The organism is Streptomyces ovatisporus (genome assembly GCF_042653885.1).
GTDB classification, from domain to species: domain Bacteria; phylum Actinomycetota; class Actinomycetes; order Streptomycetales; family Streptomycetaceae; genus Streptomyces; species Streptomyces ovatisporus.
In genome coordinates this window covers 707886-724527 of sequence record NZ_JBHSFH010000003.1, presented here as the reverse complement: position 1 = coordinate 724527, position 16642 = coordinate 707886, and the positions used below count along the sequence as shown (strand labels likewise).

Genomic DNA, 16642 nt, shown 5'->3' with positions numbered 1-16642 from the left:
CCTCGGCGTTCCAGGTGGCGCTGCGCGGGGTTCTGCCGGCCGCCCGAGCGCGGGGGTCAGGACTCGGCCAGCAGCGTCTTCAAGTGGTCCCGCACGCCCGGGAGGAGACCGGGCAGCTCCGGCACCTCCGGGTACCAGCGCTTCTCGTACTCCCAGCACAGCCATCCGCGGGCGGCGCCCGCACGGGCGGCGGGCGCCGCGCTGCCGCCGGAGCCCACGGCACCGATGGGGTCGTCCGCCTCGCCCGCGTGTGTCAGCAGTCCGACGATCCGGTGCAGGGGAAGGACGCCCTGGCCGGGAGGCAGCGGAGTGGTGTCCTCCGCGGACGCGACGTCCTTGACCTGTACGTAGCCGAGGAAGGGCGCGAGCAGGCGGTGGCTGGCCCCAGGGTCCTCGCCGGCCCGCCAGGTGTGCATGACGTCCCACAGCGCCCCGGCGGAGGCGTGGCCGACGGCGGCGAGCACGCGCGCCGCGTCCTCACCCGTGCTGTGGGAGTCGTGCGTCTCCAGCAGGAGCCGTACCCCCAGGTCCGCGGCCAGCGGCGCCATCGCCGCGAGGCGGCGTGCCGCGGTCGCGTCGGCGTCCTCGATGCTGTCGCCGCCGCCCGGGAAGACACGTACGTACGAGGCCCCCAGATCCCGCGCGAGCTCCAGCAGCCCGCGTACCTCCCCGAACACCGCCTCGTCGCCGCCGGGGGCTGCGACCTTCGCGTATCCGGCGACGGTGAGAACCTCCACCCCCGCGGCCTTGAACTCCTCGACCACGTCGACACGGTCGTCGAGCGACAGACCGGGGTGCACGGGCTCCTCGGGGTGCGCGCGCAGCTCCAGGCCCTCGAAACCGTTGTCGGCGGCGAGCTGGACGGCGTCGGACACAGGCAGACCTGGGATGCCAAGGGTGGAGAAAGCGAGTCGCATGACCACAGCGGATCAGATGTCGGTGCTGTCGGACAAGCTCCGGACACGAACTGCTCGGTCGTGCCCCGCACCAGGGGGTTCGTGGGTCCGTGTGTTCGGACCGGGCGTGGTCCCGTGGGACCGGTGCGGGGCCTCCTTGTCCGGCGGGTGACCCGTCCGACGGACGTTCAGTCCGGAGAGCCGGTCAGTCCGGAGGGCCGGTCAGTCCGCCCGCCCGGCGGGCACCGAGGTCGACGCTCTCACCATGAGTTCGACGCGTACGGTCGCGACTCCGCCCGGCGGCGGCGTCTCCCTGCCGAGGGCGAGACGTCCGGCCCTCGCGCCCGCGTCGTGCAGGGGTATGCGGACGGTGGTGAGGGCGGGGGAGGCGTCGGCGCTGAAGGGCAGGTCGTCGAAGCCCGCGACGGAGACGTCCTCGGGGATGCGCTTGCCCTGGTCCCGCAGCGCGGCACAGATGCCCAGCGCGACCGTGTCGTTCGCTGCGACGACGGCGGTGAGGTCGGGGACACGGCGCAGCAGTTCGAGGGCGCCGTCGTAGCCGGAGGAACGGTCGTAGTCGCCGCCGTGCACCGTGAAGTGCTCTGCCTGTGCGAGAAGTCCGGGCGTTCGTTCGGCGAGGGCGAGCCGGTGGCCCTCGAGCCGGTGGCGGGTGGTGGTGCTGTCGGCGGGGCCTGCGACGTAGCCGATGCGCCGGTGGCCCAGTGACAGCAGATGCTCGGTGAGGCGGCGGCTGCCGCCGCGGTTGTCGAAGGCGACGGTGACGATGCCGTCTCCCTCGTCCGGTTCGTCTCCCGCGCCGCCCTCGGACGAACCCCTGCTTGCTTCGAGGGACGCGGGGGCGAGCGGCGGCCGTCCGCACAGCACGATGCGGGTGCCGCCGGCGGCGAGACGGCGCAGGCGCGTCGCGACAGCGGCACCGTGCTCCTCGTCCTCGACGGCACCGCCAGTCAGGACGACCGCCGCGGCGCGCTGCCGCTGAAGGTGTGTGAGGTAGGTCAGTTCGCTCTCGGGGGAGCCGCCGGTGTTGCAGACCACGGCAAGCTTCTGGCCTCCCGTGCCCGCCGTTCCGCCGTCGCTCATCTCGCTCTGCACCGCACCGGCGATGATGCCGAAGAAGGGGTCCGCGATGTCGTTGACGAGGACGCCCACCAGGTCGGAGGTGGCCGCCGCGAGCGCGCTGGCCGGGCCGTTGACGACGTACTGCAACTCCTCGACCGCGCGCAGCACCCTCGTCCGCGTGGCCCCGGCCACCGGGTAGTTGCCGCTCAGTACACGCGAGACGGTGGCTGCCGAGACCCCTGCTCGCGTCGCCACATCGGCCAGGGTCACTGCCATTCAGTCCTCCGTTGTCCGCTGCCCACGTCCGTCCGGGGCTGTCCACTGTCTGCCTGCGTCGCGCTGTGCGGAGGCCGGTTGCGGAGCCCTGGGACGCGCGCGTCCGGGCGACCGTCTCCGCAGTCGTCGCCCGCGGTGTCGTACAGGAGTGCACCGCACGGCCGCGGCCGTACAGCTGTGCGTGCGGGCGTCGGGCGGGCCCATGTTCTCACCCCGTTCGCACTGCCGTGACCACAACCGGTGACGAGAGGGCAGGGGGACAGAGCCGGACAGATGGGCTGCCCGTCTCCGTGCCCGCTCCAGCACTGTCCTGCGAAGTGCGCCGTACGCACTCGGTCGGCAAGCGCTTTCTGGATCCGGGGGCCTGATCCCGGGTGTTCGTCCGTGATGGTCCTCATTGCGGTCCTCCCCGCCGGTCGGGGGCCGAACGACTTCTTCGTGCAGCTCATCTAGCCCTTCGGGCCCGACAAGTACACACTCGAACTGGCACTGCGTACATTCGTCGACACGTCCAGTCCGTCCGATTGCGGTCCGCGCTCGCAATGTCGCCGTGCGGGCCGCTCCCGTCGCGTCGTTCCTAGTGGGCGTCCGGCGGCTCCGCCTGGACGGCCCGGCCAACTCCCGGGTGCAAGGCTGATGTTGGACGAGCGGGCGCGGGGCCCGTGTGGACGGCGGGCTTGTACGGGCGGACGGGCGGCGGCAGACTCCTCGCGACGGTAAGCGCTTTCTGGCGGCTTCCGGCGATCCTCGACCACCCGGCGGAACCCTGGACGGCGGGCACGGCGACGAACGGTGCAGCAGTATCGGGCAGACCGGCAGCGCAGGCGGACTCTAAGGAGAGGACCCACGTGACACGCAGGACAGTGCGCATCGCCATGAACGGAGTGACCGGGCGGATGGGATACCGCCAGCACCTCGTCCGCTCGGTATTGGCCATCCGCGAGAACGGCGGCCTCGACCTCGGCGACGGCAGCACTCTGTGGCCCGAACCCGTGCTCGTCGGCCGCCGCGACCTCGCCCTCAAAGCCATCGCCGAGCGGCACGGCCTGGACGAGTGGACGACCGACCTCGACGCCGTCCTCACCGACGGAAGCATCGACGTCTACTTCGACGCCCAGCTCACCAGCGCCCGCGAGGAGGCGCTGCGCAAGGCGATCTCCGCCGGGAAGCACGTCTACACCGAGAAGCCCACCGCCACCGGTCTCGACGGCGCCCTCGGCCTGGCACGCCTGGCGCACACCGCCGGAGTCCGGCACGGCGTCGTGCAGGACAAGCTCTTCCTGCCGGGACTGCTGAAGCTCAAACGCCTCGTCGACGGCGGCTTCTTCGGGCGAATCCTCTCCGTGCGCGGCGAGTTCGGCTACTGGGTCTTCGAGGGCGACTGGCAGGATGCCCAGCGGCCCTCGTGGAACTACCGGGCGGAGGACGGCGGAGGCATCGTCGTCGACATGTTCCCGCACTGGGAGTACGTGCTCAACGGGCTGTTCGGCAGGGTCACTTCCGTCCAGGCCCACGCCGTGACGCACATTCCACGCCGCTGGGACGAGAGGGGCGAGCCCTACGAGGCCACGGCGGACGACGCCGCCTACGGCATCTTCGAACTCGACGGCGGCGTCGTCGCGCAGCTCAACTCCTCCTGGGCGGTGCGTGTCAACCGCGACGAGCTCGTCGAGTTCCAGGTCGACGGTACGGAGGGCTCTGCGGTGGCAGGGCTTCGCCGCTGCCGCGTACAGCACCGGTCGCACACCCCCAAGCCGGTATGGAACCCGGACCTTCCCGCGACGGAGATCTTCCGCGAGCAGTGGCAGGAAGTGCCGGACAACGGGGAGTTCGACAACGGCTTCAAGGCGCAGTGGGAGCTCTTCCTGCGGCACGTCGCGCTGGGAACGCCCTGGGAGTGGGACCTGCTGGCGGGCGCGCGAGGTGTCCAGCTCGCCGAACTCGGTCTGCGGTCGTCGGCGGAGGGCCGCCGCCTGCCGGTCCCGGAACTGTCGCTCTGATACGCCCGGTTGCGAGGGAGATGCCCTGTGATCCGACTGCCCGACGAGAACGGCGTCCTGCGTGCGTACGAGCCGAGGGCCGAACCCGCCGACGCGGTGCTGCGGCCGCCGTCCGCGTCCCCGCCGGTCTCCCGTACGGTCTTCGCCGCGGCGCACGTCGTCGCCGACCCCCTTGCCGACCCGAACTCCGGCCGCGCCGCTCTCGACTGGGACGCCACCCTCGCCTTCCGCCGTCACCTGTGGTCGCACGGCCTCTGCGTCGCCGAGGCCATGGACACGGCGCAGCGCGGCGCTGGTCTGGAGTGGGCGGTGGCCGCGGAGCTGACGGAGCGCTCCGCCGCTGAGGCGCGGGCGGTCGGCGGCCGTATCGCCTGCGGCGTGGGGACGGATCAACTACCGCTCGCGGGACCGGACTTGGCCACGGTGCGAGGCGCGTACGAAGAACAGCTGGAGGTGGTGGAGAAGACCGGGGCGCAGGCGATCGTCATGGCCTCGCGGGTCCTTGCCGCGACCGCCCGCGGTCCCGAGGACTACCTGGACGTGTACGGAGAGCTGCTCCGGCAGGCCGCCGAGCCCGTCGTTCTGCACTGGCTGGGGCCGATGTTCGACCCGGCGCTGGAGGGCTACTGGGGCAGTACCGATCTGGACGCCGCCACCGGTACGTTCCTGCGGATCATCGAGGAACATCCCGGCAAGGTCGACGGCGTGAAGGTGTCCCTGCTCGACGCCGGGCGTGAGACCGCTCTGCGACGCCGTCTCCCGGACGGTGTCCGCTGCTACACGGGCGACGACTTCAACTACCCCGAACTCGTCGCGGGCGACGGCGAGTTCTACAGCCACGCACTGCTGGGTGTCTTCGACCCGCTCGCACCGCTCGCCGCCGAGGCCGTACGACTCCTCGACGCGGGCGACCGCGACGGTTTCCGGGCCGTCCTCGACCCGACCGTCCCGCTCTCCCGGCACCTCTTCCGGGTCCCGACACGCTTCTACAAGACGGGAGTCGTGCTGCTCGCGTGGCTTGCGGGCCACCAGGACCACTTCGTGATGGTCGGCGGCATGCAGTCGGCACGCTCGCTCCCGCACCTCGCCCGTGCCTACGAACTCGCCGACGCCCTCGGCCTGTTCGCCGACCCCGGCCTGGCGGAGGCGCGCATGCGCCGGCTCCTCGACGTCCACGGAGTCGCACAGTGACCGCCGCGGCCGGACCGGCCCGCTTCTCCATCAACCAGGAGACCGTCAAGCAGCTCTCCCTGACCGAACTCGCCGAGACCTGCGGCAAGTCGGGCATCGGACAGGTGGGGCTGTGGCGGGGGCCCGTCCAGGAGTACGGCCTGGAGGCCGCCGCCCGTCTGGTGCGTGACGCGGGGCTGAGCGTCACCTCGCTGTGCCGGGGCGGCTTCCTCACCGCAGCCGACCCGGAGGGACGGCGGCGGGCGCTCGACGACAACCGCGCCGCTGTCGAGGAAGCCGCGACGCTGGGGACGGACACCCTCGTACTCGTCTGCGGCGGGCTGCCGGAAGGGAGCCGCGACCTCGCGGGCGCGCGGGAGCGGATCGCGGACGCACTCGCCGAACTCGCCCCGTACGCGGGGGAGCGCGGCGTACGCCTGGCGATCGAGCCGCTGCACCCGATGTTCGCCTCGGACCGCTGCGTCGTCTCCACACTGGGGCAGGCGCTCGACCTGGCGGAGCGGTTCCCGGCCGAGCAGGTGGGCGTCGTCGTCGACACCTACCACGTGTGGTGGGACGACCGGGCGCCCGAGGCGATCGCGCGGGCGGGCGCGGGCGGCCGGCTGGCCGCGTTCCAGCTCGCGGACTGGGTGACGCCGCTGCCCGAGGGCGTACTGCTGGGCCGGGGCCAGCTCGGGGACGGCGCCGTCGACCTGCGGCGATTCCGCGAACTGGTCGATGCGGCGGGCTATGACGGACCCATCGAGGTGGAGATCTTCAACCCGGGACTGTGGGCACGGGACGGCGCCGAGGTACTGGCGGAGACGGCGGAGCGGTACGTGCGTCATGTCCTGCCGGAGCAGGACCTCCTGGGCCCCGAAAACACCTGAAGAAGAAATTCCGGATCGCGTGCAACCGTTCCGGCCGGTCGGAGGTCTTAGCTGGTACTCGGGTCTCGTGGGGGTAACCAGAGGCCGAGGGGGGCAGAGGGGCCCGGCCGTTGGAGCACGGCAGCCGGGCCCCTGACCATGTGCTCACGTGCCCCTGACGATGCGCTCAGCGCGCCGGGTGCTGTGCGAAGGCCGCCCCTCCGCTCGGCGAGCCCAACACCCCGCCCCTGCACAGAAGTTGCGCACGGGAGTCAAATTGTGTGCCGCCGCGGAGCCGATGCGGCTCAAAGGGCTGGTTACCGGTGGGTCGACCGCTACCCTCCGCAGAGTGCACGTGCGTGAACGGTCCGTGGTGCCCTGAAAGACAGCTCTGGAGTATGCGCATGCCGACCACATGCCCGCGTTGTGGGACGACATCATCCGCTGCGTCCGAGTCGTGCCGAGAGTGCGGTCACGATCTCTATCGCGTGTCCTACCCCGACGTCTCGGAAACGTCCCTGCTGAACCTCCGTGCAATGACGTCCATACCGAGATCCGCGCGCTTCGCCATGAGCGGGGCGGTACTCGTCCTCGGTGCGGGGCTTGCGGCAGGGCTCGCGGTCGCCGGTGACGAGGACGACGGGCCTGTCTCGAACAAGAAGGTCCCCGCTACATCCCTGCCCCGCGAACCCACAGCGACGGCGGAACCCTCGTCCCCCGAGCCCTCCAAGACGGAGGCACCCCCGAAGCCCGCCCCTACGACCACGTCGCCTCATCCGAGCGCGTCCCGGTCCGAGCCGTCACCGACGCGGACCCCCGAGCCGTCCGTCCCCGGGGTCTCCGAGGCGGAATGGGCGCTGGAACTCGCTGAGAGGCTGCGGGAGAAGTACGGCGCTCCGGGCCCCGGGCGGACGCACTGGGAACGCCACGAGCAGGGCGAGTACGAGTACGAGTACAGCTACGAGTACGACTACGAGTACCGGCAGGACGAGCAGCCCTGAGGCTCAGCCGGGTTCCGGTTGCGCGTTCCGCTGCCGAGGCCCGGCGGAACAGGCCTGGTGGCGCGGCGAGTTCAGCTTGGCAGCGCATCGACCGCACAGCCCTGCATGGTGATCGTCAACAGCCCGCGCACGGGGGTGAGTCCGGCCGTTCGGCGACGGGCGTCGCTGTGGGCGGAACCGCTCAGAACGGCACTCCGCAGTGCAGGATCACGTTCGCGTAGGGGCGGACCTCGCCCGTACGGACGACGAGGCGGGCCTCGTGGGTGAGGGCCTTCAGCTCCTCGTGGGTGACGAGTTCGAGGCCGGGGAAGAGCCCGTCCAGCAGTGTGGACGCCTCAGGATTCCGGTCCTTGACCTCGGCGGCTGCCGTGGCGCCCTCGATCTCCAGCTCGCCGAGCAGGCCGTCGAGGACCTCGGAGAACCGCGGCACGCCGGCGCGGAAGGCCAGATCGACCACGTGGGGGCCGTGCGGCCTCTCGGGAATCGGGAGCCCCGCGTCGCAGACGACGACCCGGTCGGTGTGGCCCAACCGGGCCAGGGCGCCCGCGAGATGACGGTTGAGGATTCCCGACTTCTTCACTCCGCCCCAGCTCCTTCATCGCGTCCGGCTTCTCGCACGTCTCCGGCACCCCTGGCCGGCGTCGGGGCGCCGCGCCGCACGGGCGCCGGGCGGCGGCCGTGCGCCCGGCGGCCGCCGCCTCGCCGCCGTCGCGGGAAGCCCGCCCGGCTCAGGAGTACTTCTCGACGTTCCTCGCGTCGACGGGCACCACGGGCACCTTGATCTGCGCCTCCGGTTCCGAGCCCTCGACCTTGCGGAGCGCGTTGCGTACCGCCATCTTGCCCAGCGCGGCGGGCTGCTGGGCGATCGACGTGTGCATCGTGCCCTTCTTGATGGCCTTGAAGCCGTCGGGGGTGCCGTCGAAGCCCACGACCTTGACCTGATTGCCGGCCCTGCTGCCCAGCGCCTTGATGGCGCCGAGCGCCATCTCGTCGTTCTCGGCGAAGACGCCGGTGACGTCGGGGTGGGACTGGAGCAGGTTGGTGGTGACGTCGAGGCCCTTGGCCCGGTCGAAGTTGGCGGCCTGCTTACCGACGATCTTGATGCCGGGGTACTTCTTGATGGCCGACATGAAGCCCTTGCCGCGCTCGCGGGAGGCCGAGGTCCCGGGCTGTCCGCGCAGTACGAGGATGCTGCCCTGCTCGCCGAGTTCCTTCGCGAGGGCCTGTGCGGCCTTCTGGCCGCCCGAGACGTTGTCGGAGGCGACGGTCGTCGCGACCTCGGCCTTGTTGACCGTGCGGTCGACGGCGACGACCGGGATGCCGGCGTTGTTGGCGGCCTTCACCGAGGGGCCGGCGGCGTCCGAGTCGACCGGGTTGATGATGATCGACTTCATGTTCTGGCTGGTGAAGTTCTGGATCTGGTTCGCCTGCTGGGAGGCGTCGTCCTGGGCGTCCTGGACGCTCAGCTTGGCGCCGGAGGACTTGGCCTCGGCTTCCGCGCCCTTCTTCATCTCCACGAAGAAAGGATTGTTCAGCGTGGAGAGGGCGAGCCCCAGCTTGACGGACTCCTTGCCCCCTGCTTCCCCTGAGCCGCTGCCGCATCCTGTGGCGCTGCCTATGAGTGCCACGGCGGCCAGTACGGCGAATGTGCTCTTTCTCTTGCTCATTGCTGCATTTCCTTGCAGTCGACGGCAGATGGAACGAAGACGGGACGCCCCTCCGACGCACAGAATTCATGCGCGACGACGGAGTGTATCGAGCAGTACGGCCAGGGCGATCACCGCCCCGATGACGACCTGCTGCCAGAAGATCGACACCTGGAGCAGATTGAGCCCGTTGCGCAGCACCGCCAGGATGAGCGCGCCGATGAGCGTCCCGGACGCCTTGCCGACGCCTCCCGACAGGCTCGCGCCGCCGATGACCACCGCGGCGATGGCGTCCAGTTCGTACCCCATGGCCGCCTGCGGCTGGGCGGACGCCAGCCGGGAGGCCAGCACGATCCCGGCGACCGCGGCGAACGTCCCGGAGAGCGCGTAGATGACGAGCTTCTGCCTCCGCACCCGGATGCCCGAGAGCCGCGCCGCCTCCTCGTTGCCCCCGATCGCGTACATCGAGCGCCCGCTGTAGGTGCGCGCGAGCACGAGCGAGGTGATCCCGCCCATCGCCAGCAGCACCAGGAGCGGCACCGGGAACCAGCCGCCGAGGGTCTCGCCGATCGTCGCGACGGAGGACGGCAGCGCGATCGGGGTGCCGTCGGAGAAGACGAGGGAGAGGCCCCGGCCCACCGAGAGCATCGCCAGGGTGGCGATGAAGGGCGGCAGCTTCCCGTACGCGACGAGGCCCCCGCTGACGAGGCCGCAGGCCAGGCCCGTGCCGAGGGCCAGCAGGACGGCCAGCCAGACGGGGAAGCCCTCCGTCGTCGACAGATAGCCGAGCATGATCGCGGAGAACGCGGCGACGGAGCCCACCGAGAGGTCGATGCCGCCCGCCACGATGACGAAGGTGACGCCGAAGGCGAGGATCGCCGTGACGGCCGCCTGCACCCCGACGTTGAGCAGGTTCTGCGTGCTCAGGAAGTCCGTCGACATGACGGTCAGCGCCACGACCAGCACGACCAGGGCGCTCAACGCGCCGTTCTCCAACAGCAGTTTGCGGAGCACCGGCTGGGCGCCCCCCAACCCCCCGGGCCTTCGCCCTCTCGAAGGCCCTTTGCCCAGCCGGTGCTCCTGTCCGTGCCCCGTACCGCTGCTGCTGTGGATGTCAGTGGCCACGGAGGCCCTCCCTGTCCTTCGTCCTGGTCGCCGGTGTCGTCGCGGCGGGCTCTCCGGCCGCAGGTGCGTGCTCCCGGTGGGCGGTGCCGACGGCCAGCGCCATCACGGCGTCCTGCGTGGCTTCGCCCGCGGGGAGTTCGCCCGCGATACGGCCGTGGGCCATCACCAGTACGCGGTCGCTCATGCCCAGCACCTCGGGGAGATCGCTGGAGATCATGAGCACCGCGTGGCCCGACGCCGTCAACTCGTTGATCAGCTCGTAGATTTCGACCTTCGCGCCGACGTCGATGCCGCGCGTCGGCTCGTCGAGGATCAGCACCCGGCTCCGGGCCAGCAGCCACTTCCCGATGACGACCTTCTGCTGGTTGCCGCCCGAGAGCGTGCCCATGCGCTGGCCGAGACCCGCCATGCGCACCCCGAGCCGCTCCGCGATCCGTGCCGCGGACTTCTGCTGCCCGGCCAGGTCGACGATTCCGGCGCGGGACGCGCGGCCGAGCGTGACCAGACCGAGGTTGTCCTGCACCGACGAGTCCAGCAGCAGGCCCTGGCCCTTCCGGTCCTCGGGGACGAGCCCGATGCCGGCGGTCAGCGCCGCGTCGATGTCGTTCCGGCGCAGCCGCCTGCCCTGCACCTCCACCGTGCCCCTGTCGTACGGGTCGGCGCCGAAGACAGCCCGTGCCACCTCCGTACGGCCGGCGCCCACCAGCCCGGCCAGGCCCACGACTTCGCCCGCCCGCAGCTCGAAGCCGACGTCGGTGAAGGCGCCGGCCCGGCTCAGGCCGGAGACCCGCAGCAGGGGCGCTCCCGCACCCGTCGCCTGCGATGCCGGAGCCTGCGCGGGGCCGCCGGAACGGCCCCCCTGCCGCGGGTACTGCTGCTCGATGCTGCGTCCCACCATCATCCGGACGAGATCGTCGCGCGGCGTCGCGGCAGGTGCCCGGCCGACGCTGCGGCCGTCCCGCAGCACGGTGACCCGGTCGCCCAACTCGGCGATCTCTTCCAGGTGGTGGGTGATGAAGACGATGCCGACGCCCTCGGAGCGCAGCCGCCGCACGAGGTCGAAGAGCTTCGTCACCTCGTCGGCCGTCAGGGCCGCAGTCGGCTCGTCCATGATCAGGACGCGTGCGCTGAGGCTGAGGGCCTTGGCGATCTCGACCATCTGGGAGCGCGCGACGCCCAGTTCACGTACGGGCGTCCGCGGGGAGATGTGCACGCCGACGCGGTCCAGCAGCTCCGCGGCGTCCGCCTCCATGCGTTTGCGGTCCAGCAGCCCGAAGCGGCGCGGCTGGCGCCCCAGGAAGATGTTCTCGGCCACGCTGAGGTGCGGCACGAGGTTGAACTCCTGGTGCATGGTGGCGATTCCGAGGCGCTCCGCGTCGTTGGCGCTGTGGATGCGCACCGGCCTGCCGTCGCGGAGCACCTGTCCGGCGTCTGCCCTGTGGACGCCGGACAGGATCTTGATGAGGGTGCTCTTGCCGGCACCGTTCTCGCCCAGGAGCACGTGCACTTCGCCCGAGCGCAGTTCGAAGTCGACGCCGTCGAGGGCGACGACGTTGGGGAAGGTCTTGCGGATGCCCTGGGTCCGCAGCAACTCCCGTCCCGACGGCTGCTGTTGCTCCTGCGGCCGGCGCCCCGGCCGGGGGGTGTGCGGGGGGTCGGGGGTGCTCAACTGCGGCTCCCATCGCTCTCGCCGCAGGAGCGGCGCGTGACAAGGCGGGCGGTGAGGGTGACCGACGATGCGGTCCGTCCCTCGACGAGGTTGATCAGTGCCTCCACGGCACGGTGGCCCAGCTCGCCCGTCGGCTGGGCGATCGCGGTGATCGGGGGATCGGTGTGCAGGAACCACGGGATGTCGTCGAAGGCGGCGAGCGCCATGTCGTCCGGCACCCGCAGGCCGCGGCGGCGCAGTTCGTCCATCGCGCCCAGAGCCATCAGGTTGTCGGTCGCGAAGACGGCGTCGGGCGGTTCGGCCAGTCCGAGGAAGACCTCCGTCGCGCGCCTGCCGCTCTCGGTCTGGAAGTCGCCCTCGCCGACGTACTCGCGGGGGAGGGGCAGTCCGTGCGACTCCAGCGCCGCCCGGAAGGCCTCGACGCGTTCGTTGCCCGTGGTCGTCTCGCTGGGACCGCCGATGATCGCGATCCGCCGGTGGCCCAGCGCGTGGAGGTGGGCGACGAGGTCGTGGACGGCCGCCCTGCCGTCGGCGTGGACGACGGGTACGTCGAGGCCGGGTATCCACCGGTCGACGAAGACCATCGGGGTGCCGACCTCGACGGCGTCCCGGATCATCGACGTGCCGCCGTCCGTGGGCGAGACCAGCAGCCCGTCGATGCGCCGCTCCAGGAGGGTGCGCACGTGGTGTTCCTGGAGGGCCGCGCGTTCGTCGGCGTTGCCGATGATGACGCTGTAGCCGCGTTCACGGGCGGCGTCCTCGACGGCACGCGCCAGTTCCGTGAAGAACGGGTTGAGCACGTCGCTGATGACGAGGCCGAGCGTGCGGGTCTGATGCGTCCTCAGGGAACGCGCGACCGCGTTGGGGCGGTAGCCGAGTTCGGTGACCGCCGACAGCACGCGTGAGCGGGTGTCCGGGCGCACCGCCGGGTGGTCGTTGAGCACCCGTGAGACCGTGGCTACGGAGACACCCGCGGCGTGGGCCACGTCCTTGATGCTGGTCAACTTCCGGACCCCTCGTCGGCGTTGATCGCATGGTAACGATTACATGCGACATGGAACGGGACCCTACCGCCTTTGCGCAAGGGGTCCGGACGTGATCGTGACGATGCCCGGGAACTGCCCTGTGAAGACTGCCGCAGAGCAGGCCGGGGAGTCGTCCACGGGCCTGCCGCGATGTCGGTGGGCGGCGCTACGGTCTGTCACATGGCCTTCCAGAACGCCGTGCTCGAAGGCGTGCTCGAGCGCATCACCTACGCCAATGAGGACAACGGGTACACGGTGGCCCGTGTCGACGCGGGCCGCGGCGGCGAACTGCTCACCGTCGTCGGCTCGCTGCTCGGTGCGCAGGTGGGGGAGTCGCTGCGCATGGAGGGCAGTTGGGGCTCCCACCCGCAGTACGGCAGCCAGTTCACCGTCGACAACTACACGACGGTCCTGCCCGCCACCGTGCAGGGCATCCGCCGCTATCTCGGCTCCGGCCTGATCAAGGGCATCGGCCCCCGCATCGCCGAGCGGATCGTGGACCACTTCGGTACGGCGACGCTGGAGGTCATCGAGGCCGGTCCCGGCAAGCTGATCGAGGTCCCCGGCCTCGGCCCGAAGCGTACGAAGATGATCGCCGCGGCCTGGGAGGAGCAGAAGGCGATCAAGGAGGTGATGATCTTCCTTCAGGGGGTCGGCGTCTCCACCTCCATCGCCGTGCGGATCTACAAGAAGTACGGCGACGCCTCGATCTCCGTCGTGAAAAACGAGCCCTACCGTCTCGCCGCCGACGTGTGGGGCATCGGCTTCCTCACCGCCGACCGCATCGCCCAGTCCGTCGGCATCCCGCACGACAGCCCCGAGCGGGTCAAGGCCGGTTTGCAGTACGCCCTGTCCCAGTCCACGGACCAGGGTCACTGCTATCTCCCCGAGGAGCAGCTGATCTCCGATGCCGTGAAGCTCCTCCAGGTCGACACCGGCCTGGTCATCGACTGCCTGGGCCAACTGGCGGCCGAGGAGGAGGGAGTTGTCAGGGAGAACGTGCCGGGCGAGGACGGCCGTCCGGTCACGGCGGTGTATCTGGTGCCCTTCCACAGGGCGGAGATCTCGCTGGCCTCTCAGCTGCACCGCCTGCTGCGGGCGCCGGAGGACCGCCTTCCCGCGTTCCAGGACGTCGACTGGGAGGCGGCGCTGCGCTGGCTCACGGCCCGTACGGGCGCGGAGCTGGCGCCCGAGCAGCGCCAGGCCGTCCAGCTCGCGCTCAGCGAGAAGGTCGCCGTGCTCACGGGCGGGCCCGGGTGCGGAAAGTCCTTCACGGTCCGTTCGGTCGTGGAGCTGGCGCGGGCGAAGCAGGCGAAGGTGGTGCTGGCGGCGCCGACGGGCCGTGCGGCCAAACGCCTGGCCGAGCTGACGGGCGCGGAGGCGTCCACCGTGCACCGGCTGCTGGAGCTGAAGCCGGGCGGTGACGCCGCCTACGACAGGGAACGTCCGCTGGACGCCGACCTGGTCGTCGTGGACGAGGCGTCGATGCTCGATCTGCTGCTCGCCAACAAGCTGATCAAGGCCGTGCCGCCGGGTGCGCATCTGCTGCTGGTGGGAGATGTGGACCAGCTGCCGTCGGTGGGCGCCGGCGAGGTGCTGCGTGACCTGCTCGCCGAGGAGGGGCCCGTGCCGGCGGTGCGGCTGAAGCGGATCTTCCGCCAGGCGCAGCAGTCCGGGGTGGTGACCAATGCACACCGCATCAACTCCGGGGTGCAGCCCATCACCCACGGATTGAGTGATTTCTTCCTCTTCGCCGAGGACGACACGGAGGAGGCAGGCCGACTCACCGTCGACGTGGTCGCCCGCCGCATCCCCGCGAAGTTCGGCCTCGACCCCCGCCGGGACGTGCAGGTCCTCGCTCCCATGCACCGGGGGCCGGCAGGAGCGGGGGCGCTGAACGGGCTGCTGCAGCAAGCGCTGACCCCGGCCCGTCCCGACCTCGCGGAAAAGCGTTTCGGCGGACGGGTTTTCCGCGTGGGCGACAAGGTCACCCAGATTCGTAACAACTACGAGAAGGGCGCGTGCGGCGTCTTCAACGGCACAGTCGGTGTCGTCACGGCGCTGCATCCCGACGATCAGCGTCTGACCGTACGCACGGACGAGGACGAGGAGGTGGACTACGACTTCGACGAGCTGGACGAACTGGCCCACGCGTACGCCGTCACCATTCACCGCTCGCAGGGCAGCGAGTACCCGGCGGTGGTGATTCCCGTCACGACGGGTGCCTGGATGATGCTGCAGCGCAATCTGCTCTATACGGCGGTGACCAGGGCAAAGCGACTGGTGGTGCTGGTGGGGTCGCGCAGGGCGATCGGCCAGGCAGTGCGCACGGTGTCGGCGGGTCGCCGCTGCACCGCACTGGATCACCGTCTGCTCGGTCAACCCGTGCAGGGCCGGGGAGCGCAAGCGGTTCCGGGGGGTGACCGGCGCCGTGTCGAGGGTGCAGGATGTTGAGAAAGACCACGGCACTGCGTGCCACCACAGCGCCCATTGGCCGACCCCGAGTGCACCGCACCGCACGGAGTGGGGGACAGTGAACAGGTCAGGGCACCTCGAAGAAGAGGCACTACGTCGGTGAGGGAAGACGTGAGCGACAACTCTGTAGTACTTCGGTACGGGGACGATGATTACAGCTTCCCCGTCGTCGACAGCACGGTCGGTGACCGTGGGTTCGACATCGGAAAGCTGCGCGCCGAGACCGGTCTGGTGACCCTGGATTCCGGATACGGCAACACCGCCGCGTACAAGTCCGCCATCACGTATCTCGACGGTGAGCAGGGCATTCTGCGCTACCGCGGATACCCGATCGAGCAGCTGGCGGAGCGGGGCACGTTCCTGGAGACGGCATACCTGCTGATCAACGGCGAGTTGCCGACCGTCGACCAGCAGGCCGCGTTCAAGGACGAGGTCACCCGCCACACCCTGCTGCACGAGGACGTCAAACGTTTCTACGACGGCTTCCCGCGCGACGCGCATCCCATGGCGATGCTGTCGTCGGTGGTCAGCGCGCTGTCGACGTTCTACCAGGACAGCCACAACCCGTTCGACGAGGAGCAGCGGCACCTGTCGACGATAAGGCTGCTGGCGAAGCTGCCGACGATCGCGGCCTACGCGTACAAGAAGGCCATCGGTCACCCCGTGGTCTATCCCCGCAACGACCTCGGCTACGTCGAGAACTTCCTGCGGATGACCTTCTCCGTGCCGGCCGCGGAGTACGACCTGGACCCGGTCGTGGTCAATGCCCTGGACAAGCTGCTGATCCTGCACGCGGACCACGAGCAGAACTGCTCGACCTCGACGGTCCGGCTGGTGGGCTCCTCGCAGGCGAACATGTTCGCCTCGATCTCGGCGGGCATCAACGCGCTGTGGGGGCCGCTGCACGGCGGCGCCAACCAGAGCGTTCTGGAGATGCTCCAGGGCATCAAGTCGTCCGGCTCCGATGTTGATTCCTTCATCCGCAAGGTGAAGGACAAGGAGGACGGCGTAAAGCTGATGGGCTTCGGCCACCGCGTCTACAAGAACTTCGACCCCCGGGCGCAGATCATCAAGGCAGCGGCGCACGACGTCCTCTCCGCGCTGGGCAAGAGCGACGAGCTCCTCGAGATCGCTCTGAAACTCGAGGAACGGGCCCTGAGCGACGACTACTTCGTCTCTCGGAAGCTCTACCCGAACGTGGACTTCTACACGGGTCTGATCTACCGGGCGATGGGCTTCCCGACCAGCATGTTCACCGTGCTGTTCGCGCTGGGCCGGCTTCCCGGCTGGATCGCGCAGTGGCACGAGATGATCAAGGAGCCGGGTTCCCGCATCGGTCGCCCGCGTCAGATCTACACCGGTGTCGTCGAGCGCGAATACGTTCCTATCGAATCCCGCTGACCCGCGGGT

The 16642-nt window shown here is 70.3% G+C and carries 11 protein-coding genes and 1 pseudogene; 6 read left to right on the top strand and 6 right to left on the bottom strand.

The genetic code is table 11. From position 1 onward, the window contains the following. Positions 1-56: 56 nt before the first annotated feature. Both ACFPA8_RS04680 and ACFPA8_RS04675 read right to left on the bottom strand, forming a co-directional pair. Entirely contained in the window at positions 57-917 is an 861-nt protein-coding gene (locus ACFPA8_RS04680) for a sugar phosphate isomerase/epimerase family protein (protein WP_386442626.1), read from the bottom strand. 201 nt (positions 918-1118) lie between these two features. After that, the gene (locus ACFPA8_RS04675; RefSeq protein WP_386442624.1) at positions 1119-2252 is read right to left on the bottom strand and encodes a LacI family DNA-binding transcriptional regulator; all 1134 of its coding nucleotides are present in this window, start codon (positions 2250-2252) and stop codon (positions 1119-1121) included. An 848-nt stretch (positions 2253-3100) separates the two neighbouring features. Here ACFPA8_RS04675 and ACFPA8_RS04670 point away from each other — a divergent pair. The 4 genes from ACFPA8_RS04670 to ACFPA8_RS04655 all read left to right on the top strand — a co-directional run bounded on the left by ACFPA8_RS04670 (position 3101) and on the right by ACFPA8_RS04655 (position 7292). After that, complete coding sequence (locus ACFPA8_RS04670; protein ID WP_386442621.1) at positions 3101-4252, top strand: Gfo/Idh/MocA family protein; 1152 nt, start codon at positions 3101-3103, stop codon at positions 4250-4252. A 27-nt stretch (positions 4253-4279) separates the two neighbouring features. Then, entirely contained in the window at positions 4280-5443 is a 1164-nt protein-coding gene (locus tag ACFPA8_RS04665) for a dihydrodipicolinate synthase family protein (RefSeq protein ID WP_386442618.1), read from the top strand. Beyond that, complete coding sequence (locus ACFPA8_RS04660; RefSeq protein WP_386442615.1) at positions 5440-6312, top strand: sugar phosphate isomerase/epimerase family protein; 873 nt, start codon at positions 5440-5442, stop codon at positions 6310-6312. Before ACFPA8_RS04665 ends, ACFPA8_RS04660 begins: the two co-directional genes overlap by 4 nt. 515 nt (positions 6313-6827) lie before the next feature. After that, positions 6828-7292, top strand: a complete 465-nt coding sequence (locus tag ACFPA8_RS04655) for a hypothetical protein (RefSeq protein ID WP_386442612.1) — start codon at positions 6828-6830, stop codon at positions 7290-7292. 181 nt (positions 7293-7473) lie between these two features. Here the strand turns inward: ACFPA8_RS04655 and rbsD are convergent, their stop codons facing one another. From rbsD to ACFPA8_RS04635, 4 genes and pseudogenes are all read right to left on the bottom strand, one after another. Beyond that, the gene (gene rbsD / locus ACFPA8_RS04650) at positions 7474-7872 is read right to left on the bottom strand and encodes a D-ribose pyranase (RefSeq protein ID WP_386442610.1); all 399 of its coding nucleotides are present in this window, start codon (positions 7870-7872) and stop codon (positions 7474-7476) included. Positions 7873-8020: 148 nt separating this feature from the next. Beyond that, positions 8021-10009: pseudogene (locus ACFPA8_RS04645) on the bottom strand (ABC transporter permease/substrate-binding protein). Positions 10010-10052: 43 nt separating this feature from the next. Next, positions 10053-11654, bottom strand: coding sequence for a sugar ABC transporter ATP-binding protein (locus ACFPA8_RS04640; RefSeq protein WP_386442843.1), 1602 nt, complete (start codon positions 11652-11654; stop codon positions 10053-10055). A 74-nt stretch (positions 11655-11728) separates the two neighbouring features. Continuing rightward, positions 11729-12736, bottom strand: coding sequence for a LacI family DNA-binding transcriptional regulator (locus tag ACFPA8_RS04635; protein ID WP_386442607.1), 1008 nt, complete (start codon positions 12734-12736; stop codon positions 11729-11731). A gap of 201 nt (positions 12737-12937) precedes the next feature. Between ACFPA8_RS04635 and recD2 the strand changes: the two genes are divergently transcribed. After that, positions 12938-15211 (top strand): SF1B family DNA helicase RecD2, encoded by a 2274-nt coding sequence (gene recD2, locus ACFPA8_RS04630; RefSeq protein ID WP_386442604.1) that lies wholly within the window; start codon positions 12938-12940, stop codon positions 15209-15211. A gap of 120 nt (positions 15212-15331) precedes the next feature. After that, a complete protein-coding gene (locus tag ACFPA8_RS04625; RefSeq protein WP_386442601.1) occupies positions 15332-16633 on the top strand; it encodes a citrate synthase in 1302 nt (433 codons plus the stop codon). The last annotated feature ends 9 nt before the right edge of the window (positions 16634-16642 follow it).